Here is a 20,806-nt window from a genome sequence, read left to right as displayed (position 1 = left end):
GGTCGGCCGCGCCGCCCGCCTCGCGAGCGCGACGGGCGGCGCGGCCGACCCGTGCGACGGTCCCCGCCCGAGTAGTAAGACAGTTACCACGCGGCGCGCTGGTGAGCGTATGGACGTACTCGACGTCGCGGCGCGCGCGACCGACACCGGCCCGGTGTGCGACGCCTGTCTCGGCCGGCTCGTCGCCGACCGGAGCTTCGGGCTGTCGAACGCCGACCGCGGCTCGGCGCTCCGGGTGTCGCTCGCGCTGCGCGACGACGAGGACCACGAGCCGGTCGAAACGGCGGAGTGTTGGGTCTGCGAGGGGCGCTGCGCCGAGTTCGACGAGTGGGCCGAGCGCGCCGCCGAGGCGGTCGAGGGCGTCGAGTTCGCCACGTACAACGTCGGCACCCGCCCCCCGCCGCTGATCGAGGAGAACGAGGCCCTCCTCCGTGCCGACGCCGGCCTCGACGAGGACGCGGGCGAGCCGTTCAAGTCGGAGTTCAACCGCGAGGTCGGCAAGCGGTTCGGGCGGGCGACGGGCGCGGAGGTCTCCTTCGACCGTCCCGACGTCCAGTTCACGATCGATCTGGCCGACGACGAGATCGACGCCAAGGTGAACTCCACGTTCGTCTACGGCCGGTACCGGAAACTGGAGCGCGACATCCCGCAGACCGAGTGGCCCTGCCGCGAGTGTAAGGGGTCCGGGCGACAGGGGGCGGACCCCTGCGACCACTGCGGCGGCTCCGGCTACCTCTACGACGACAGCGTCGAGGAGTACACGGCACCGATCGTCGAGGACGTGATGGACGGGACGGAGGCGACGTTCCACGGCGCGGGCCGCGAGGACGTCGACGCCCTCATGCTCGGCACCGGGCGCCCGTTCGTGGTCGAGGTCGAGGAGCCGCGCCGGCGCCGGGTCGACACCGAGCGGCTCCAGTCCGACATCAACGCGTTCGCCGACGGCGCGGTCGAGGTCGAGGGGCTGCGGCTCGCGACCTACGAGATGGTCGAGCGCGTGAAGGAACACGACGCCGGGAAGCGCTACCGGGCGCAGGTGACCTTCGACGCCGACGTCGACGCCGACGCGCTCGCCGCGGCGGTCGAGGAACTGGTGGGCGCCACGATCGAGCAGTACACGCCGAACCGGGTGGACCACCGCCGCGCGAGCCTCACCCGCGAGCGCGAGGTGTACGAGGCCACCGCCGAACCGGAGGCCGGCGACCCGCGCCGCGCGACCGTCGAGATCCGCGGCGAGGGCGGGCTCTACATCAAGGAGCTGATCTCCGGCGACGAGGGGCGCACGGAGCCGAGCCTTGCCGGCCTGCTCGGGGTCGCCGCCGAGGTGACCGCGCTTGACGTCCTCGCGGTCGAGGGCGAGGACGAACCGTTCGAGCGCGACGAGTTCTTCCGAGAGTAGCGCGCTCCGCCCTCCCGGACCACTCTTCCCGGACCACTCTTCCCGGACCATCGTCTCGGAGCCGTCAGGACGCGAGAACGCGAGTAGGGACGCGGAACCAACGGGATTTATCTGACGAGCGTCAGACGATCACGTATGAACGGGAGCGACGTCGACGGTGGAAGCGCCCGAAACGGTGGCGCCCGGGGCGGGTCGGGCGAGTCGGCCGAGTCGGCCGGAACCGGAGGCGCCGGCCACGCGGGTTCGCCCGCGGTCGGCGACGCCGTGATCGGCCCCGCGGTCGCCGACGCGAGCGACGTCCCGACCGCCGCCGACGTGTCGCTCAACGGCGCCGACCGCGCGGAGCGGCCCGACCGCGTCTCCTCGGTGCTCGTCGCCGTCGGCCCCGGCCCCCACTCGGGGGCGACCGTCGACGTCGCGCGGGAGATCGCGGCGGCGACCGACGCGTGGCTCGAACTGTTCCACGTCGTCCCCTCGGACGCGGCGCTCGCCGACGCCGGCCCCGACGAGGACGCCTCCGGCACCGCCGTCGAGGCGGGCGATCCGGAGGGGGCCGACTACGCCGCGGCGGGCGAGCGGCTCCTCGACGCAGCCGAGGAGCGACTCGGCGAGTTCGACCGCGTCGACCGGTGGCTGGTCGAGGACCGGACCGCGGCGGGCGCCATCGTCGAGCAGTCGGCGTACTACGACCTGGCGGTCGTGGGCGCGCCGACGACGGGGACCGTCGGCCGGTTCGTCTTCGGCTCCACGACGGACACGGTCGTCGGCGACGCCGAGGTCCCCGTCGTCGTCGTCGAGGCGGACGGGTCGAGGGAACTCGACGCGGCGTAGGCGTTCCGTCTGCCACGTCTGCCGTCCGTGGTATCGCTGATCTTTCTCCCTCCCCGTTTCTCCGACGCGTCCCCCTCTGTCCCTCTCTGTCTCTCCGCCGCGCCCATCTCTATCCCTCCCCGCCGCGCCAGCTTCCGATCCTGTCGCGTGCTGCCGTTCCTCCTCTTCTCCCTGTCACCGTCTCACGTCGCGGCGACAGCGTTAAATTAGTGTACATACTTGTACATCACAACGCGGAATACTACATCGGTGAACACAATGAATCTCAACGACACGGTCGAGCGCGTGACGGACGGGGAGGATCTGACCGTAGCGGAGGCGCGCGAGGCCGCGCGGCTCGTCTTCGAGGAGGCGACGGAGGCCCAGATCGGGGCGCTGCTCGCCGCGCTCCGGACGAAGGGCGAGACCGAGGCCGAGATCGCCGGGTTCGCGCAGGGGATGCGCGACGCGGCGCGCACGATCGAGCCCGACCGCGAGCCGCTCGTCGACACCTGCGGCACCGGCGGCGACGACCACGACACGATCAACGTGTCGACGACCGCCGCCATCGTCGCCGCGGGGGCGGGCGTCCCCATCGCCAAGCACGGCAACTACTCGGTCTCCTCCTCGTCGGGGAGCGCCGACGTGCTGGAGGTCGCGGGCGCCGACGTCGAGGCCGAGCCGCCGGCCGTCGAGGCCGCGATCGAGGAAGACGGGATCGGCTTCATGCTCGCGCCCGTCTTCCACCCGGCGATGAAGGCGGTCATCGGCCCGCGGAAGGAACTCGGGATGCGGACGATCTTCAACGTCCTCGGGCCGCTGACCAACCCCGCGGGCGCCGACGCGCAGGTGCTCGGCGTCTACGACCCCGACCTCGTCCCCGTCATCGCGCGGTCGCTGGCGCATATGCCCGTCGAGCGCGCGCTCGTCGTCCACGGCGCGGGGATGGACGAGATCGGGATCCATGACGACACCGTCGCCGCCGAGGTCGACGGCGACGAGGTGACCGAGTTCACGATCACGCCCGAGGACCTCGGACTCGACCGCGCCCCGATCGATGCGGTCGCCGGCGGCTCGCCCGAGGAGAACGCGGCGGACCTCCGGGGGATCGTCGACGGCTCGGTGACGGGCGCGAAGCGCGACCTGATCTTGGCGAACGCGGGCGCCGCGATCTACGTCGCCGGCGAGGCCGACACGCTCGCTGCGGGCGTCGAGCGCGCCGCCGAGGCGATCGACTCCGGCGCGGCCGCCGAGAAGTTCGCCGCGCTGTGCGGCGACGGAGCGACCGCCCGGACCGAGACGGTCTCCGGCTCGGAGGACGACGACTGATGGCGCGCGTGAAGATCTGCGGGATCACCCGGGAGGCCGACCGGCGCGCCGCGGTCGACGCGGGCGCCGACGCGGTCGGGGTCATCACGGAGGTCCCCGTCGACTCGCCCCGCGAGGTCGACCCCGCGACGGCGGCGGAGCTGCTCGCCGACGTGCCCCCGTTCGTCACCGCGACGCTCGTGACGATGCCCGACACCGCCGAGCGCGCGGTCGAGCTCGCCCGGACGGTCGCCCCGGACGCGATCCAGCTCCACGGGGAGTGGACCGCCGACGAGCTGCGGTACGTCCGCGCGGAGACGGAGCGAACGGTGCTGCTCACGGTCGACGCCGACGACCCGGCCCGCGCGGAGCAGCTGGACGGCGCGGTCGACGCCTTCGTCGTCGACTCGACCGACGAGTCGGGCGCCGGCGGCACCGGCGAGACGCACGACTGGAAGGCGACCGGCGAGCTCGCCGCGCGGCTCACCACGCCGGTCGTGCTGGCGGGCGGGCTCACGGCCGACACGGTCGCCGAGGCGGTCCGCGTCGCCGACCCCTTCGCGGTCGACGTCGCCTCCGGCGTCGAGATCGAGGGCGGGCGGAAGGACCACAACGCGGTCGCCCGCTTCGTCGCGAACGCGGGGCGGGAGATGGAGCTGGCATGAGCGACCCCGCCCCCTCGCTCGATCGCTCGAAGGCCGAGTTCGTCGAGCTCGCCGCGGACGCGGATCGGCCGGTCGTCGTCCGCGCGTCGGCCTCGCTCGACGCCGACGTCACGCCGCTCGGCGCGTACGCGACCCTCGTCGGCGAGGGGCCGTACGGCTTCCTCCTCGAATCCGGCGAGAAGGTCGCCTCCAGCGACCCCGACGGCGCGTTCACCTCCGGCGGGAAGGCCGACAGGCACGCCCGCTACTCGTTCGTCGGCTACGACCCGGAGGCGGTCGTCTCCGTCCACCCGGACCGCACCGAAGTCACCGAGCTCGGCCCCGCGGCGGAGTTCGTCGGCGGCGGGCTCGACGACGCCTCGGGCACGGACCCGAGCGTCGACGGCGACCTCGGCCCCGACGCGGGCGACGCGATAGACCGCGTTCGCGCCGCGTTCCCGGACGTGAGCCTCCGCGGCTTCCCCGACACCGACCGCCAGATCCTCTCCGGCGGGTTCGTCGGCTTCCTCGCGTACGAGGCCGTCTACGACCTCTGGCTGGAGGAGGTCGGCGTCGACCGTCCCGAGACCGAGTTTCCGGACGCCGAGTTCGCGCTCACGACGCGGACCGTGGTCTTCGACGAGCGGGAGGGCAGCGCCGAACTCGTGTTCACGCCCGTCATCGGCGTCGACGACGACCCCGGCGAGGTGTACGACGACCTCGTCGCCGAGGCGGAGCGCGTCGCGACCGAACTGCGCGAGGCCGCGCCGCCGGACCCGGACGGCGTCCGCGTGCGCGAGGAGTCCGCTGACCCGCGCGAGGAGTACGAGGAGGCGGTCAGGACCGCCAAGCGGCACGTCCTCGACGGCGACATCTATCAGGGCGTGATATCGCGCAGCCGCGAACTGCGGGGCGAGGTCGACTCGCTCGGCCTCTACGCCGCGCTCCGCGACGTCAACCCCTCCCCGTACATGTACGTGCTGCGCCACGACGACCGGAGCGTCGTCGGGGCCAGCCCCGAGACGCTCGTCTCGGTGAAGGGCGACCGCGTCGTCTCGAACCCGATCGCGGGCACCTGCCCGCGAGGAACGAGCCCGGTCGAGGACCGCCGGCTCGCGGGCGAGATGCTGGCGGACGGGAAGGAGCGCGCCGAGCACACGATGTTGGTCGACCTCGCGCGCAACGACGTGCGGCGCGTCTCGGAGCCGGGCTCCGTCCGCGTCGAGGAGTTCATGAACGTGCTGAAGTACAGCCACGTCCAGCACATCGAGTCGACCGTGACGGGGACGCTGGCGGCCGACGCCGACGCCTTCGACGCGACGCGGGCGACGTTCCCCGCCGGGACGCTCACCGGCGCGCCGAAGGTGCGCGCGATGGAGATCATCGACGCCCTCGAAACGACCCCGCGGGAGGCGTACGGCGGCGGCGTCGGCTACTACTCGTGGACCGGCGACGCCGACTTCGCGATCGTGATCCGGACCGCGACGCTCGACGAGTCGGGCGAGGAGTCGGTCGTCGGCGTGCGGGCGGGCGCCGGCCTCGTGGCCGACTCCGACCCGACGGCCGAGTACGAGGAGACCGAACAGAAGATGGACGGCGTGTTGACCGCGATCGACCGCATCCGCGAGGACGGTGACGGCGCGGACGGCGAGTCGGACGCCGAGACCGACGAGCCGCTCGCCACCGGAACGGAGGCCGAACGATGAGGGTCGTCGTCGTCGACAACTTCGACTCGTTCACGTACAACCTCGTCGAGTACGTCTCCGACCAGACGATAGACGGGGAAAGCGTCGCCGTCGAGGTGTTCAAGAACACCGCGTCGCTCGCCGACATCGAGGCCGCGGAGCCGGACGCGGTGATCGTCAGTCCGGGACCCGGCCATCCGAAGAACGAGCGCGACGTGGGCGTGACGATGCCGGTGTTGCGCGAGCTCTCACCGACGGTCCCCACGCTCGGGGTCTGTCTCGGGCTGGAGGCCGCGGTGTACGAGTACGGCGGAACGGTCGGTCACGCCCCTGAACCGGTCCACGGCAAGGCGTTCCCCGTCGACCACGACGGAGAGGGGGTGTTCCGCGGACTCGACCAGGGGTTCCGCGCCGGGCGTTACCACTCGCTGGCGGCGACCACGGTCCCCGACGAGTTCGCGGTGACGGCCACTACGGACCACGACGGCGAGTCGATCGTGATGGGGATCCGGCACCGCGAACACCCGATCGAGGCGGTCCAGTTCCATCCGGAGAGCGTGTTGACCGGGTCGGGTCACGACCTCATCCGGAACTTCCTCACCGCCGTCTGAGCCGCCGCCGCGTCAGGCCTCTTCGCTCGCCGATCCGTCGCTGTCGGTCGTTCCGTCGTCGGTCGCTTCGTCGCCGTTTTCCGCCTCGTCGTCGAGCCCGCGCGCGGCGAGTCCGGAGAGATGCCCGACCTCGGGGAGGATCACGTCGTCGACGCCGAGCCGTACCGCGTTCTCGGAGCCCGGGAGGCAAAACACCGGCGTGGCGGAGACGACCCCGGCGGTCGCGCGCGATCCGATGGTCCGCGTGCCGACCTCGTCGTAGGAGAGCCGCCGGAACAGCTCGCCGAATCCGGGGAGCCGCTTCGCGAACAGCCCGCGAACGGCCTCCGGCGTGACGTCGTCGGGCGTGACGCCCGTCCCGCCTGTCGTCACCACCGCGTCCGTGTCTTTCCGCCGGGCCAGCCGGTCGACGGTCCCTTGGACGCTGTCGTAGTCGTCACCGATTAGCTCGCGGACGGCGACCTCGTGGCCCGCCTCCTCGAACGCGGCCGCGACGTAGTCGCCGGCCGGGTCCTCGTCCGCGCTGCGCGACGACGACACCGTGACGACCGCGACCGCGACCGAGTCGGCGTCGTGGTGATGGTGCCCGTGGCCGTCGTGGTCGCCGTGCTCGTGGTCGCCGTGATCACCGTGCCCGTGACCGTCGTGGTCGCCGTGCTCGTGACCGTGACCGCCCTCGTGGTCGTGGTGATCGTCCGCCTCGGAGCCGTCACGCTGGTCAGTCATGACTCAGCGTTGGTCGCCCGCGACAAAACACCTCCCGGTCTCAGGGCCAGTCGTCGCGCGTCTGCTCCTCGGAGGCCTCGTCGGTTTCGTCGCCGGTTGCGAGGGTCCATCCGGCCGCCTCGGCGGCGTCCTCGACGTGGAGGAACTCCCAGCCGGTCGCCTCGGCGACCGCCTCGTCCTCGTCGTCGACGCCGACGAAGACGTGGCGGTCCGTGTCGAACTGCCCGCTGATGTTCTCTAAGCTCTCCTCGACGCCGCGCGGGCCGGAGAAGAAGTCCTGTCGCACGCGGTGTTTCCGCGTGAAGTTCGTGACCACGTAGGTCGGCTTCTCGCTGACGACGCCGACGTACTCCGTCCACTGTCGGGCGTTGTTGAACACCCCGTTGGGATCGGCGAGCGCTTTCAGCGCTTCCAGCTCGAACGCCAGCGTCATGTCCGTGGATCCGCCGCTGTCCATGCGCCCGGTTACCTCCGCCCGGCGAAAACAACTTCGCTTCCGCGCCGGTCCGGCGCCGGCCGCCTACCGACTGGGCCAGCGCCCCCGCGGCGCCCCCGTCGGGGTCGCCGATTCTCGGCCGAACGGCTCACCGCGCCCGAATCCGGTAGTAGTCGGTGAACTTCACGACGTCGCCGTCGTCGAGGTCGCCGGTCTCCGGCGCGGTCCGCGGGTCGCCGGCCAGCTCCCGCACGACGTCCTGCTCGTCGTCGTCAAGCTCGTCGTAATGACGGACCCGCGCGTCGGCCGGGACACGGCCGGTACGACGGAGCCGCAGTCGTCTCCCGGTGTCTCTAAGTGGCATGTGCTATCGTATAGCACGATTAATCATAAACGTTTCGCGGCGGCGACCGAGTCGAACGGTGTCGGTCCGCGCCCCGGCCCGGGAGGACGTTCAGTCGGCGGCGTCGGGAGCCGCCGCCCGAGAGAGCGTCACCGCAACTTCGGTGCCGCGCGGGTCGGCGTCGGAGACCGCGGTGGACCCGCCCGACTGCTGAACGACCCAGTAGACGAGCCACAGACCGAGCCCGCTGCCGTGGTACAGCGCGTCGACCGCCGTGCCGTCGACCAGCACGTCTCGGTTCATGTCGCTCAGCCCCGGGCCGTCGTCGACGACCCGCACGTCGATCCCCTCGGGACTCGACTCGACCGACACCGAGACGGTCGGCTCGTCGCGGTCGTGGTGAACGACAGCGTTCCGGAGTAGCTCGTCTATCGCGCGCGAGAGCCACGTCGTCGCCGACGCCATCGCGACCCCGTCGTCGGGCGTCGAGGCGTCGATCGTCGCGTCCGGGAACGCCTCTGCCGCCGCGGCGGCCACCTGCCTGACGACGCGACCGACGTCGACGGGCTCCGGGTCCGGCGCGTCGCTCAGTATCTCGGTGATGTGGTGGGCCTTCTCGCTCGTCTCCAAGAGGTCGTCGGCCCGGGACACGACGTACTCGGCCGCGGCGGCGGGGTCCGCGTCGCCCGCCGCGATCTGTTCCGCCCGGCCGCGGACGACGGTCAGCGCGTTCCGGAGATTGTGCTGGAGAACGCGGTCGACGACGCGGAGCTGTCGGGCGCGGTTCTCGCTGTCGGTCACGTCCCGAAGGACGCCGACGACCCCGTCCGGCGTCTCCCCGTCGGGACTGTCGAGCGGGTAGTACCGGACGTCGAACGTCCGCCTGCCGCGGGTCGGATGGGTCCGCGTCGTCCGGTACTCCACCGTCTCGCCCCGGAGCGCTCGATCCACCTGTCGCCGGACGTCCGCGTACCCCTCGTCGGGGACGACGTCGGCGAGCGTTAGCTCCGTCACGTCCCCGTCCCCGAGCCCGTGATACGCCCGGTACTGGGGGTTCGCGAACAGGAGCCGTCCCTCTCGGTCGACCGCGGCGATGAGGTCGGTCGCCCCGTTGACGGCGTGCTCGTACTGCTCCAGCTCTCGTTCGCGCCGCTTGCGGTCGGTGGCGTCCCGACAGATGGCGAAGGTACCGGTCAGTTCCCCATCGGCGTCGTAGTACGGGTACCGCCGCGTGCTGAACGTCGCCTCGCGGTCGCTCGCCGGGAACTCGGGAGAGACCTCGTACTCGACCGTCTCCTCGGCCTCGATGACCTCGCGTCGACGCTCGTCGACCTCGGCCGCGGTCTCCGGGTCCATGAACGCGAACTCGTCGGTGCCGTACAGTTCCTCCCGAGGGACGTCGGCGAATTCGCCCACCGCCTCGTTAAGCAGTTCGAACTCACCGTCGCGGTTCTGAAGGAGAACCGGGTCGTCGAGCCGTTCGACGATGTCCCGGTACTGCTTCAACCGTCCCATGGCGGCCTTCCGCTCCGTGATGTCCGTCTGGATGGCGACGAACCGGGATATCTCGCCGTCGTCGTCGACCACCGGTGCGATCGTCTGGTGGGCGTGATACGACTCGCCGTCGCGCCGTCGGTCGACAATCTCCTCTTCCCACACCTCGCCGGCCGAGAGCGTCGACCACAGCGCGTCGAAGTACCCGTCGGGCATCTCGCCGGAGTTGAGTATCGCCGGCGTCTCGCCGAGCGCCTCCGCGGGCTCGTAGCCGGTGTTGTCCGTGAACGCCGGATTGACGTACTCGATAGTCCCGTCGGTGTCGGTGACGTAGATCGCGTGGCCGGCGTGTTCGACGAGGTTTCGGAACGTCTCGGCCCGCTGTCCGCCCGCCTCCTCGACGGGGTCGCGGAAGATCCCCGTGTACACCTCGTCGCGGTCGTCCGCCTCCGTCCCCTCGTCGCGGTCGTCCGCCTCCGTCCCCTCGCCGCCGCCCGGCGCGTGTCCGTGAAAACGCACGGAGAACGTCACGGCGTGACCGTCGGCGTGCCGGATCGGCACCGAGAGGCTTCCGACCTCGTCGAGTCCGACGGCCCGGGCGATCCGGGCCCGGACCGATTCGGTACCCGCGTCGTCGTCCGACGCGACGACGGAGGCGAGGTCGCGGCCCACCAGCTCGTCCAGTTCGTAGCCGAACGCCGCCTCGGTCGCGGGGTTCGCGTAGACGACGACGCCCTCGCCGTCGACGGAGACGACCGGGTCGGAACACTCCGCGACGAAGGAAGCGAAGAAGTCACCGTCGGGAGCCCGTCCGGAGTTCATCGGAACAGGACGTACGCGCTCGCGGCCCAAAAGACACCGGAAGATATCTCGACCGCCCGCGGGACCGACTTACTGCTCGGTCGTCGCGGCCAGGTCGTCGACGGAGAAGTCGGGCTCCATCAGGAGGTCCGTCTGGCCGCTCACGTCGCGGCCCTCGCGCATCAGCTGTTTGAACGCCGACTGCGGCGAGAGGTCGCCGATGAGCACGCCGCCGACGACCTTCCCGTCTTTCAGCGCGACGCGGCGCCACTCGTTTTCGCCGGTGGTCGCCTCCACCGAGTCGTCGCCGATGGTCGGGTGGCCAAAGGAGAGGAACGGGAAGTCGAAGTGAGTGATCGAGTACGAGGAGACCCACTCGAACGCCTCGCTGCCGTACTCGACCATGTTGCGGGCCGCGATGGTCCCCTGCTCCTTGGCCGACCCCCACGAGCCGTTCTTGCCGCGCTCGCCGAGGATGAGGTCGTTGAACGTCGTGATGTCGCCCGCGGCGTACACGTTGTCGACGTTGGTGCGCATGAACTCGTCGACGACGATGCCGTCGTCGAGCTCCAGCGGCGTGTCCTCGACGAGCTCGGTGTTGAAGTTCAGCCCGATGGCGACGCCCGCGAAGTCGCACTCGTAGCGCTCGCCGTTCGGGTCGACCGCGGCCTCGACGTGGCCGTCGTCGTCGACCTCGAAGTGGTCGACGCCAGAGTCGAAGACGGGCTCGACCCCGCGCTCGCGCATCGCCTCGTGCATGATCTCCGCGCCCTCCTCCGAGAGCGCGTATCGCCACCAGTTGTCGCCACGCATCAGGTACTTCGCCTCGACGTCCTGCGCGCCGCAGATCGCCGCGAAGTCGATCCCGAGCAGGCCGGCGCCGACGATGACGCCGTTCTCGGCGCCCTCCACGCTCTCTTTGATGTTGCGGGCGTCTTGGAACGTCCAGAAGTGGTGGATACCGTCGGCGTCGGCGTTCTCGACCGGGAGCTGCTGGGGCGTGCCGCCGACCGCGAGGAGGAGGGAGTCGTACTCGAACGTCTCGCCCTCGTGGGTGCGGACCGCGTCCGCGTCGACGTCGATGTCGACGACGACCGTGTTGAGCCGGAGGTCCACGTCGTGGTCGTCGTACCAGTCCTCTTGGTGGATCGAGATCGGCGCCTCGGGGAGTTTCCCCTTCGCGTACTCTTTGATCAGAATCCGGTTGTAGAGGGACTCACCCTCGTCCGTGAGAACCGTGATCTCGGCGTCGGGCGCTTCCTCGCGGAGCGTCTCGGCCGCGGACGCGCCCGCGATACCGTCACCGATGATCACGTACGAATCGCTCATATCCGGCCGTTCGGATTCATGGTTAATGTGGGTTGTCATCCGCGTTCGGGCCGTGATAACCCCCGACACGTCTCGGAGAACCGAGCGGCGAGGCGCCCGCGAGTCGCCGCTCGCGGGGGATCAGAGAGCCGTCAGCGGTCCGCGCCGATCGATCCGGGCGAGAGTGTCAGCGGTCCGCGCCGATCGACCCGGAGAAAGGTGTCAGCGGTCCGGCTCGGCCGGCTCCGCGGGGAAGTCCCTCTCGCCCGCCTCGATCGCGACGTCGAGCCAGTTCTCGCCCGGCACGAGCGGACACTCGTAGGCGTGGTTGTACGCGCACGTCGGGTTGTACGCGAGGTTGAAGTCCACGATCCACTCGCCGTCGACGCGGTCGCGGTCGGGTTCCAAGTCGAGGTACCGCCCCGCGCCGTACGTCTCGTCGCCGCTGGTAGCGTCGCGGAACGGGACCCAGAACCGGTCCGCGCCGTCGGCCGGCCGGTACGCCTGAAGCGTCACCGACTCGCCGTCGACCTCGAACCGGAACTCGCCCCAGCGCCGGTACGTCTGCTCGCCGTCCGCGGTCGTCTCGACGGTCACCGTCTCCTTCTCGTCGTGTTCGTGGAGCGGGAGTCGGAATCGGTACGCCGGGTCGGGCTCGAAGTAGTCGAGACCCGGGAACGCGTCGCCGCGCATCGAGACCGGCAGCGGCGACCGCCCCGAATCGCGGAACTGCTCGACCTTCGCCTCGCGCTGCGCCTCCACCTGCGCCGTCCAGTCGTCGACTTCGTCCGGTTCCATATCCACCCCGATATTGTGTTTTGTACACAATAATACTTCCGCGGTGGGATCGAACTCGTACACGGTCGAACTCGCACACTGATCGTCTCACGCGGACCCAGCGTACACACGCGGTCGGCGACGTCGCTGCGTCGCCCGCTCGCGGCGGGAGCGGCGCGGTCGCCGCGGTCGCGACGCCACACATTCAAGAGCGTCGCGGCCCAATCGAGGGTATGAAAATCCGGCAGAACATCCGCCACTGGGCCGCGAAGAAGGCGCTGACCACGCCGGTCGTCGGCGACGTCGCCAACGACAAGCTCGTCGACCTCCACACGAGCATCTTCCTCAACAAGGCGGACGAGGACCGTCGCGAGGAGCGCCGCGACCACCTCGACAGCTTCTTCGACGCGACGATGGACACCTACGTCGCCGCACTGGAGGCCGGCTTCCCCGAGGCGGAGGCGCGCGAGATCACCCACGTCCAGGCGAACTTCGACTTCTTCAACCACGGCTGGACGGAGATGATGGAGATCCCGGGCGACGAGCTGGAGGAACACTACCGCCGCTACGAGTCCTTCTTCACCCGGTACTCGATCACGATCGACGACCCGCTCGGCGAGTTCCGCCCGGCCGAGGGGATCGCCGAGGCGCCGGAGACCCCGGCGAAGCTCGACACGCCGGAGTACGAGAACGCGCTGGCCGGCTTCGCCGACGACGTGTACGTCGAGACCGACGAGGGCGAGACGGTCGTCGGCGGCGACACGGAGGAGCCGGAGGAGGTCGACCCGTCGGTCGCGCCCGGGCTCGACGAGGACGAGGCGAGCGCCTGAGCGCACTCAGTTTTTTTTTAGTGTCTCTCCGTCGGCACTCGGCAGCCGCGTCGACGACTACGGTAGCCCGCCGGCCACGTTTATAATCCACCGGAGAGACGGTGTCCCATGAACCGCGGGCAATCGTTCCTCCTGCTTCTCATGGGGTCGGTCGCGCTTTTAACGCTCTTCGTCATCCTCCCGTTCGTCGAGTACGTGATCGCCGCCGCTATCCTCGCGTTCGTCCTCTATCCGTTCCACCGGCGGCTCTCTCGGTGGCTCCGGGCCCGCGTCTCGAAGCGGTTCGGACACATGCTCTCGGCGCTGACGCTCATCTTCTCCGCCATCGTCGCCGTAATCATCCCGCTCGCGTACATCTCGTGGGTGTTCGTGCGCGACCTCACGGCCATCGCCGCGGGCGAGACCGGGATCAACGTCGCGGCGATCGAAGCCGAGATCGCGGCGCTCACCGGGCAGGACCCGGAGGTCGCCGACCTGCTCCAGACCGCCGGCGAGCTCCTCGTCGAGGTCCTCTTCGGCGGGTTCAGCGGCGTGGTCACCACGGGGCTCAGGGCCTCCGTCGGCCTGTCGCTCGCGCTGTTCCTCCTCTATTACACGCTCATCGACGGGCCGGCGTTCGTCGGGTGGATCCGGGACACGAGTCCCCTCCCGCCCGACGTCACCGCGGACCTCGTCGACCGGGTCGACGCGATGACGCGCGGCGTCGTGATCGGTCACATCTCTGTCTCGCTCCTTCAGGCCGTCGTCGCCGGGTTCGGGCTCTGGGTCGCCGGAATCCCGAACGTGGTGTTCTGGACGTTCGTGATGGCCGTGCTGGCGCTGTTGCCGCTCATCGGCGCGTTCTTCGTGTGGGGGCCCGCCGCCGCCTACCTCGTGATCGTCGATCAGGTCACGGCCGGGATATTCCTCGCGGTGTACGGCGTCGCGGTGATCGCGATGGTCGACAACTACGCCCGGCCGCTCGTCATCGACCAGCGCGCCCACCTCAATCCCGCGATCATCCTCCTCGGCGTCTTCGGCGGCATCTACTCGGTCGGGTTCACCGGGCTGTTCGTCGGTCCCATCGTGATCGGCGTGCTCGCGGCCACGCTGGAGACGTTCCGCGAGGACTACGACGTGATCTGAGCAGGGCTTAAGCCCGAGCGCGGTCGAGAACGTCCATGGCAACGACGACGACCTCCCGACTCCCGGACCGGCGCGACGCCCTCCTGATCGCCGCCGCGGCGGTCGCCGTCAACCTGATCGGCGCGGTGGGCGTCCCCTTCACGACCACCGAGAGCGCGTGGTTCGTGTCGCTGGAGCTGCCCGGCTTCTACCCGCCGGGATGGGCGTTCGGCGTGGTCTGGCCGATCCTGTACGCGCTGTGCGGCGCCGCGGCCGCGCTCGTCTACCTCGCCGGCCGCGACGGCGCGGCGTCGGGACGGGCGGCATCGGCGGCGCACGTCCGGACCGCGCTCGCGCTGTTCGGCGTCCAGCTCGCCGTCAACGTCGCGTGGTCGCCGGTCTTCTGGGGGCTCGAACGCGCCGACCTCGGACTCGTCGTCCTCGCCGTTCTCCTCCCGCTCGTCGCCGCCACAATCCGGGCCTTCGACCGCGTCGACCGCCGCGCCGCGGTGCTTTTGCTCCCCTACCTCGCGTGGGTCTGCTTCGCGACCGCGCTCAACTACGCAATCTGGGCGCTCAACTAGCGCCCTCCCGCCCGACTCCTCCGCTCGGCTAACGCTCTCCCGCGGAATCCATCGCGTCGTCCACCGACGGCGGCCCCCGCTCCAGTCGCTCGGCGACGAAGCGGCGCTCGGCCCGGCTCAGCTCCCCGTCCGTCTCGCGGAACGCCCGCAGCCCCTCGCGGTATCGCTCGGCGTCGACGGCGGCGGGCTCCGCGGTCGGCCGCGCCAGCTCCAGCTCGGCGATCCCCGTGCGCTCGCCGGTGTACGCGAAGCCGCACTTGTGGCACGCCTCGTACGCGAACGGGTTGTTGACGGCGATCTTCACTCGGTCGAAGCCGGCAGCGGCGAGGTCGGCGACCGTCTCGCCGATCAGTCGCGGACCGATCCCTTCCCCTCGCCGCGCGGCGTGGACCGTGACGTACCGCAGCCGGCAGGTGGCGGGGTCGGTCCGGTCGGGCGAGAAGGAGACGGCCGCGACGACGTCCTCGTCGAACGCCTCGGGGTCGACGGTGTCGGGCAGCGGTTCGTCGGGCTCCCAGTCGGGGGCGGCCGGGCTCCCGTCCGGCGTTCGGATCACCGCTTTCCCCGGCGCGCCGACGACGAACTTCCCGGCGTACGCGAACGCCCGGTAGTCGAGCCGCAGGGTCGTCCCCTCGTCCGGGGGACACACGAGCGCGTACTCCATGCGGCGTCGTACGACGGGGAACGGATAAATACGGTCGGTGGCCCTTTATCCGTCGAACCGCTGGCCACGCTCATGTACGGGCTCGGCGACGTGGACTTCTTCGACCGGGTGGCGCCGCTGTACGACCTCGCGATGCCGCCGGCGGACGGCGAGGCGCTGGCGGTGGGGCTCGACCACGCCGCGCGGCCGATCGAGCGCCTCCTCGACGTCGGCGGCGGGTCGGGGCGCGCGGCGGCCGCGCTGACCGGCCCCGAGATCACGGTCGTCGACGCCTCCGTCGAGATGCTCTCGCGGGCGCGGCGCGGCCGCGGGCTCTCTGGACTCGCCGGCGACGCGGGACGGCTCCCGTTCCGCGACGGGAGCGTCGACGCGGTGACGATCGTGGACGCGTTCCACCACCTCCCCGAGCAGGACGCCGCGCTCGCGGAGGCGGCGCGCGTCCTCGCGCCCGGCGGCGCGCTCGTCGTCCGCGAGTTCGACCCGGAGCACCCCCTCGGCCGACTGCTCGTCGCCGGCGAGCACGCGATCGGGATGGAGTCGCGGTTCCGGACGCCGAGCGACCTCGCGAGCGCGATGGACGACGCGGGTCTCGACCCGCGGATCGTCGACCGCGGGTTCGGCTACACGATCGTCGGGGTCCGACAGTGATCGGTCAGTACAGGGAGAGAAGCGACCGATCTGCGGAGCGGTGGCGCGCGCCTCCGAGCGCCCATCGGGCGCGAGGAGCGCGTGCGAGGGAGTCGCGAGCGAAGCGAGCGACGAGGCTGGGGAGGCGTGAGGTGCGGTTGCGGTGCGGGGCGGGACTCGAAGGGGCAGCCGCGAGGCGGGCGCAGGTGACGCAAGCACCGCAGGGAGCGAACGGAGTGAGCGACCGAGTGAGGAGCGCAGCGAGCGTGCGCCCGCCTCGCGGCTGGGGCTTCGGGAGTGTTCACCGCACAAGCATCGATCCTGTTCGTACTACTAACAGTAGCCACAACATAACCGTCTTATAAGCGATTCCCACCAACCGGCTGTTTCAGGCGAGAACATACTTGAAGAACGGGATTTCAACAGAGCACAGTGTCCTATTTTTCTTTCACTGCTGGAGATTGGCTCGGAGCATATCGACGTACCACAGACGCGATAGTGGATGAGATAACCCCAATCGGCGTACCATACATAATCGCTGTTCCCACACCGGTTAACAGTCCATAGTCGGGTTGGGGGTGATTGAGCGAGATGACGCCGTACAGCGTATAGCCGTTCACGATGACGACGGCGACGGCAATACTCACTAGCATTCCGTCGTTTCGATACGTGTGTATTCCCGCCAAGGCACTCGCTACTGCTGTGACTCCGAGTGGACTCCCGAGTAAATCGGATAGCGTTCCCACGTCGAAATTCCCAGCGAGATAGAGTTGACCGAGGAACGAGGCCATGAGAATGACCGAGCCCCCGAGATACCGAAGCGATCGTTTCGACGACTTCCCGAGAAGAAACGATTCTACCCGTCGCTCCATCTGTACCAGTTGGTTCACCGGTTACCTAACTGTTATCCAGCGACTCCGTGTGAACGCAGACGGATACATACGCGCACACCCGGCCGGTTCGCCCGCTCTCGTGTCTGAACGTGGAACCCAACGGCGTCTCCTCACACGAAACCGCCGTCGGTAAACGCGAACGCTCCCGTCAGTCCTGCGTCCGCCCCTGCGGCTCGGCGCCGCGGGTCGGGTCGGCGGAGCTCTCGCCGTCCTCTCCGCCGTGGTCGTGGCCGTGATCGCTGTGGTCGTGGTCGCTGTGGTCGTGGGCGTCGTTCGATCCCGTCTCGCCGAGCACCTCGGCGCCCTCCCCGTCGATCATATCCATATTCTTGAGATTGTCGCGCTCCTCGAAGTCCTCGACCGCTTCCATCACGTCGTCCTGCGTGATCGTCATCCGGTCTTCGGTGAGCGCGCCGAGGACGGCCTCCCGGAGGACCATCCGGAGGTCGGACCCGGTGAGGCCGGTGGTCCGGTCGGCGACCTCCTCCGGGTCGAAGTCGGCGATCTTCATCTCCTTGGTCACCACGCGGAGGATGTCCGCGCGCATGTCTCGGTCCGGCTTGGGGAAGTTGACGATCTCGTCGAACCGGCGCCACGCGGCGGCGTCGAGCTGGTCCGGGTGGTTCGTCGCGCCGATCAGGAGGACCTCGTCGCGCACGAGCGACACCTCGTCGATCGACTTGAGGAGGGTGTTGACCGCGCGCTTCAGCGCGGCGTGCTCGTCCGAGCGGCGGGTCTTCGCCACCGAGTCGAACTCGTCGATGAAGAGGATACACGGCGAGAGCCGCTTGGCGACCTCGAAGCTCTTCTCGACGTTCTTCGACGTCTCGCCGAGGTACTGGCTCGTGATCATCGAGAGCTTCACCTCGACGAACGGGAGGCCGAGCTCGTGGGCGAGCGCGCGCGACACGGTCGTCTTCCCGGTGCCGGGCGGGCCGACGAACAGCAGCTTCCCGATCTCGCGGAGGCCGATCTCCGCGAGGTACTCGCGGTGTTCGATCGCCTTCACGATCTTCTGGATCTCGCCCTCCTGGTCGCCGGTCAACACGAGGTCGGCCAGCGTCGTCTCGATCTCCTCGGGCGCGCGGACGTTGACGAGGTCGAGCATCTCGCCGTCCTCGTCCTCGTCGAAGTACTCGGAGAGCAGCGCGTCGATCCAGACCCGGTCGGCCTGAACTGGTCGCACGTCGTCGCGGGCCTCCTCGCGCGTCACCGGGGCGTCGAGGTCCTCGGCGGCCTCCACGGCGGCGACGAGCGTCGGGTTCCCGGCGAGCCGGTCGTCGTCCGCGCGGTCGCGGTACCACTCCAGTCCCATGGCGGGCTGGGTCAGCGATATCTCGCCGGAGAACTCCGTCCGCTGGGTGAAGAGGAGCTCCGAGACCGCGTCCCACGGCCGCTCGACGCCGGTGGCGGTACGGGTCGTCTCGTCTGTCGCCTTCAGCGGTCGCTCCACGCCGCCGGGGGCGTCCTCGGCGGCGTCGGCCGACCAGAACACCTGCCGGAATCGGGGCGGCAGGTCGTTCTCGTCGAGGTCGCGGTCCTGCGTGTAGAAGTGCGTCGTCAACACGAACTCGACGACGTCGAGCGCCGGGTCACTCATCCGCGGCTAGTAGCGCCGGGACGCGGTTAAGAGCGTCGAACCGCCCGTGGTGGCGGGCGGTCGTGGTCGGTAGGTGGCGGACGGACACGGAACACGGGGCGCGGTGAAGCGGCCGCCGTATCGAATCCTTATTAGCGCTGGTCCGTGACGTACCGCGCATGAGTTCCGAAGACGCGGCAGAGCCGGGAGATTCCGCCGGCACGGGCGCGAGCGACACCGGCGGCGAGAGCGAGGCGGACCACGAGAACGCGCTTCAGGACGTCATCGCCGTCGACCCCGACGACGTCGCGCAGGGCACGGTGAACCGGCTCGACGCACACACGGGCGACGGGATCCGGCACCGCGCGTTCACCTGCCTCGTCTTCGACGGCGACGGCCGGATCCTCTTGGCCCAGCGCGCGCCGAACAAGCGCCTGTGGGACGGCCACTGGGACGGGACGGTCGCCTCGCACCCGGTCGAGGGGCAGTCGCAGGAGGACGCCACGGAGCAGCGCCTCGAAGAGGAGCTCGGCATCTCGCCCGACCAGTACGACGACCTCCGGGTGACGGACAAGTTCGAGTACAAGCGCTACTACCCCAACGAGGGCGTCGAGTGGGAGGTCTGCGCGGTGCTGAAGGTCACCCTCGACGACACGACGCTCGACCCCGACGACGACGAGATCGGCGGGATGCTGTGGGCCGACTACGACCACCTCCACGAGAACCCCGCGCTGTACCGGCAGCTCCGCCTCTGCCCGTGGTTCGAGATCGCGATGCGGCGCGACTTCTCCTGATCGTCGGCGACCGTCGCTCCCGGTTCTGGCTGGGTTCCACCGCGGACGCCGCTCCCCGAGCCGAAGCGGCGACTTGAAGGCGCTCCCGCGCCGCGGTCCCGTATGACCGTCGTCGCCCTGCTGGCGAACCCGCCCCGCGAGGGGCTCGTCGGAACCGCGATCGCCGAGTCGACGCCGCTGTCGCCCGCCGAGGCGGCCGACCTCTACGAGGCGGGGTTCCGTGACGCCGTCCTCGCGGTCGACCGCTCCGGCGGCGAGCTCCTCGTCAACTACCCCGACGAGGACGACCTCCCCGCCGAGCATCGGACCGACACCAGCCCGGAGGCCGAGCTCCGGACGCTCGTCGCGGACACCCTCGGCGGCACCGACGAGGTCCGCTTCGAGCCGCAGGTCGGCTCCTCGTTCGGCGCGCGCGCCGGCAACACCGTCACGCACCTGCTGCGCGAAGAGGGGGCCGACTCCGTCGCGGTCGTCACGCCCACCGCGCCGCTGCTGTCGCGGACGATCGTCGACTCCGCGGCGATGAAGCTCCGGACGACCGAGGTCGTGCTCGGCCCCTCGTCGAACGGCCGGGCGTACTACGCCGGGTTCACCGAACCGATCGACTTCGACGGCGCGTTCGAGGCGCCGGCGTTACCGACGCTCGCGGAGCGCGGCCGCGACGCGGACCGCTCGGTGGACTTCGTGCAGCCGTCGCCCTCGCTGGAGACCGGCGACGACCTGCTCGACGTGGTGCCGATGCTGCGCGCGCGGTTCGCGGCCGAGCGCGTCGTGCCGGACTACACGGCGGCGTTCGTCCACGAGAAGGGACTAGACGTCGTCGTCGAAGACGGCGAAGGGCGGCTGGTCCGGGACTGAGCGGACGGCCGGAACGGAGCGGTCGAGTTCGTCGGATCCGACACCACTTAGTCGGCCGACGCCGAGCGGTCACGTGTGGTGGGATGGCAGAGTGGCCCATTGCGCCTGCCTTGAAAGCAGGTAGCCTCACGGCTTCCTGGGTTCGAATCCCAGTCCCACCGTAAGCGCGCGGCGCACTCCGCGCGGCGCGCGCCTCGTGCGGGATTCGAAGCCTGTGAGTCGCAGCGCCCGAGCGGAGCGAGGGCGAACGTCTCGCATCGGTTCGAATCCCAGTCCCACCGCTTCTCTGCGAACACAGTGAGCAGAGAGCGGTTGCTGTGATTCGAATCAGAGAGCGACCGTGGTTCGAATCCCAGTCCCACCGTAAGCGCGCCGCGCGCGTCTCCTACATAGAGTTTCGCCGTAGTCATGTCGTCCCCCGGTGCCGTCCTACGGTCCGGCCTTCCACGCCGTCGATTGCGGGCGACGGGGATAGCTGATCCGGCTGCGTCGGCGCGTGCCAGACAGCCGAAACGTCGCCGCCGGTCGCGG

General features: G+C 70.1%; 20 protein-coding genes and 1 tRNA gene. 13 read left to right on the top strand and 8 right to left on the bottom strand.

Features of this window, described 5'->3' with window-relative positions; all coding sequences use genetic code 11:
• The first annotated feature begins 109 nt into the window (after window positions 1-109).
• From EXE46_RS10935 to trpG, 6 genes are all read left to right on the top strand, one after another.
• A complete protein-coding gene (locus EXE46_RS10935) occupies window positions 110-1,399 on the top strand; it encodes a tRNA pseudouridine(54/55) synthase Pus10 (protein ID WP_137688430.1) in 1,290 nt (429 codons plus the stop codon).
• Between the two features lie 135 nt (window positions 1,400-1,534).
• Window positions 1,535-2,230 carry a universal stress protein gene (locus EXE46_RS10930; protein ID WP_137688429.1) on the top strand — a complete coding sequence of 232 codons (696 nt, stop codon included), beginning with the start codon at window positions 1,535-1,537 and terminating at the stop codon, window positions 2,228-2,230.
• Between the two features lie 258 nt (window positions 2,231-2,488).
• Window positions 2,489-3,538 carry an anthranilate phosphoribosyltransferase gene (trpD, locus tag EXE46_RS10925; RefSeq protein WP_137688428.1) on the top strand — a complete coding sequence of 350 codons (1,050 nt, stop codon included), beginning with the start codon at window positions 2,489-2,491 and terminating at the stop codon, window positions 3,536-3,538.
• Window positions 3,538-4,182, top strand: a complete 645-nt coding sequence (locus EXE46_RS10920; RefSeq protein ID WP_137688427.1) for a phosphoribosylanthranilate isomerase — start codon at window positions 3,538-3,540, stop codon at window positions 4,180-4,182. The genes trpD and EXE46_RS10920 overlap by 1 nt, the downstream gene beginning before the upstream one ends.
• The gene (gene trpE, locus EXE46_RS10915) at window positions 4,179-5,867 is read left to right on the top strand and encodes an anthranilate synthase component I (RefSeq protein ID WP_137688426.1); all 1,689 of its coding nucleotides are present in this window, start codon (window positions 4,179-4,181) and stop codon (window positions 5,865-5,867) included. Before EXE46_RS10920 ends, trpE begins: the two co-directional genes overlap by 4 nt.
• Window positions 5,864-6,457 (top strand): anthranilate synthase component II, encoded by a 594-nt coding sequence (gene trpG / locus EXE46_RS10910; protein WP_137688425.1) that lies wholly within the window; start codon window positions 5,864-5,866, stop codon window positions 6,455-6,457. The genes trpE and trpG overlap by 4 nt, the downstream gene beginning before the upstream one ends.
• Window positions 6,458-6,469: 12 nt before the next feature.
• Here the strand turns inward: trpG and EXE46_RS10905 are convergent, their stop codons facing one another.
• The 6 genes from EXE46_RS10905 to EXE46_RS10880 all read right to left on the bottom strand — a co-directional run bounded on the left by EXE46_RS10905 (window position 6,470) and on the right by EXE46_RS10880 (window position 12,363).
• Window positions 6,470-7,183, bottom strand: coding sequence for a molybdenum cofactor biosynthesis protein B (locus EXE46_RS10905; RefSeq protein WP_137688424.1), 714 nt, complete (start codon window positions 7,181-7,183; stop codon window positions 6,470-6,472).
• A gap of 40 nt (window positions 7,184-7,223) precedes the next feature.
• Entirely contained in the window at window positions 7,224-7,640 is a 417-nt protein-coding gene (locus tag EXE46_RS10900) for a hypothetical protein (protein ID WP_137688423.1), read from the bottom strand.
• A 127-nt stretch (window positions 7,641-7,767) separates the two neighbouring features.
• Window positions 7,768-7,983, bottom strand: a complete 216-nt coding sequence (locus tag EXE46_RS10895) for a hypothetical protein (RefSeq protein WP_241981536.1) — start codon at window positions 7,981-7,983, stop codon at window positions 7,768-7,770.
• Window positions 7,984-8,073: 90 nt separating this feature from the next.
• Entirely contained in the window at window positions 8,074-10,278 is a 2,205-nt protein-coding gene (locus EXE46_RS10890; protein WP_137688422.1) for a PAS domain S-box protein, read from the bottom strand.
• Window positions 10,279-10,347: 69 nt separating this feature from the next.
• Window positions 10,348-11,586 carry an NAD(P)/FAD-dependent oxidoreductase gene (locus tag EXE46_RS10885; protein WP_137688421.1) on the bottom strand — a complete coding sequence of 413 codons (1,239 nt, stop codon included), beginning with the start codon at window positions 11,584-11,586 and terminating at the stop codon, window positions 10,348-10,350.
• Window positions 11,587-11,787: 201 nt separating this feature from the next.
• Window positions 11,788-12,363: a DUF1684 domain-containing protein gene (locus EXE46_RS10880; RefSeq protein ID WP_137688420.1), complete on the bottom strand. Its 576-nt coding sequence runs from the start codon at window positions 12,361-12,363 to the stop codon at window positions 11,788-11,790.
• A gap of 212 nt (window positions 12,364-12,575) precedes the next feature.
• Between EXE46_RS10880 and EXE46_RS10875 the strand changes: the two genes are divergently transcribed.
• The 3 genes from EXE46_RS10875 to EXE46_RS10865 all read left to right on the top strand — a co-directional run bounded on the left by EXE46_RS10875 (window position 12,576) and on the right by EXE46_RS10865 (window position 14,860).
• Complete coding sequence (locus EXE46_RS10875; protein ID WP_137688419.1) at window positions 12,576-13,172, top strand: DUF6149 family protein; 597 nt, start codon at window positions 12,576-12,578, stop codon at window positions 13,170-13,172.
• Window positions 13,173-13,280: 108 nt separating this feature from the next.
• Window positions 13,281-14,297 carry an AI-2E family transporter gene (locus tag EXE46_RS10870; RefSeq protein WP_137688418.1) on the top strand — a complete coding sequence of 339 codons (1,017 nt, stop codon included), beginning with the start codon at window positions 13,281-13,283 and terminating at the stop codon, window positions 14,295-14,297.
• A gap of 35 nt (window positions 14,298-14,332) precedes the next feature.
• The gene (locus tag EXE46_RS10865; protein ID WP_137688417.1) at window positions 14,333-14,860 is read left to right on the top strand and encodes a TspO/MBR family protein; all 528 of its coding nucleotides are present in this window, start codon (window positions 14,333-14,335) and stop codon (window positions 14,858-14,860) included.
• 28 nt (window positions 14,861-14,888) lie between these two features.
• Here the strand turns inward: EXE46_RS10865 and EXE46_RS10860 are convergent, their stop codons facing one another.
• On the bottom strand, window positions 14,889-15,524 hold the full coding sequence (locus EXE46_RS10860; RefSeq protein ID WP_137688416.1) for a GNAT family N-acetyltransferase: 636 nt from the start codon (window positions 15,522-15,524) through the stop codon (window positions 14,889-14,891).
• A 72-nt stretch (window positions 15,525-15,596) separates the two neighbouring features.
• Between EXE46_RS10860 and EXE46_RS10855 the strand changes: the two genes are divergently transcribed.
• Window positions 15,597-16,172, top strand: a complete 576-nt coding sequence (locus EXE46_RS10855) for a class I SAM-dependent methyltransferase (protein ID WP_137688415.1) — start codon at window positions 15,597-15,599, stop codon at window positions 16,170-16,172.
• Between the two features lie 1,020 nt (window positions 16,173-17,192).
• Here the strand turns inward: EXE46_RS10855 and EXE46_RS10850 are convergent.
• On the bottom strand, window positions 17,193-18,644 hold the full coding sequence (locus EXE46_RS10850) for an ATP-binding protein (protein WP_137688414.1): 1,452 nt from the start codon (window positions 18,642-18,644) through the stop codon (window positions 17,193-17,195).
• Window positions 18,645-18,802: 158 nt separating this feature from the next.
• Between EXE46_RS10850 and idi the strand changes: the two genes are divergently transcribed.
• The 3 genes from idi (at window position 18,803) to EXE46_RS10835 (ending at window position 20,436) form a co-directional block, all read left to right on the top strand.
• Window positions 18,803-19,417: an isopentenyl-diphosphate Delta-isomerase gene (gene idi, locus EXE46_RS10845; RefSeq protein ID WP_137688413.1), complete on the top strand. Its 615-nt coding sequence runs from the start codon at window positions 18,803-18,805 to the stop codon at window positions 19,415-19,417.
• A gap of 102 nt (window positions 19,418-19,519) precedes the next feature.
• Entirely contained in the window at window positions 19,520-20,275 is a 756-nt protein-coding gene (locus EXE46_RS10840) for a DUF2064 domain-containing protein (protein ID WP_137688412.1), read from the top strand.
• Window positions 20,276-20,352: 77 nt separating this feature from the next.
• Window positions 20,353-20,436: transfer RNA gene (locus tag EXE46_RS10835), tRNA-Ser, on the top strand.
• Window positions 20,437-20,806: the final 370 nt, after the last annotated feature.

It is taken from the genome of Halorubrum sp. GN11_10-6_MGM (assembly GCF_005435165.1).
Taxonomy (GTDB): Archaea; Halobacteriota; Halobacteria; order Halobacteriales; family Haloferacaceae; genus Halorubrum.
The sequence above is the reverse complement of the archived record's forward strand: the minus strand, read 5'-3'. Positions and strand labels throughout refer to the sequence as shown.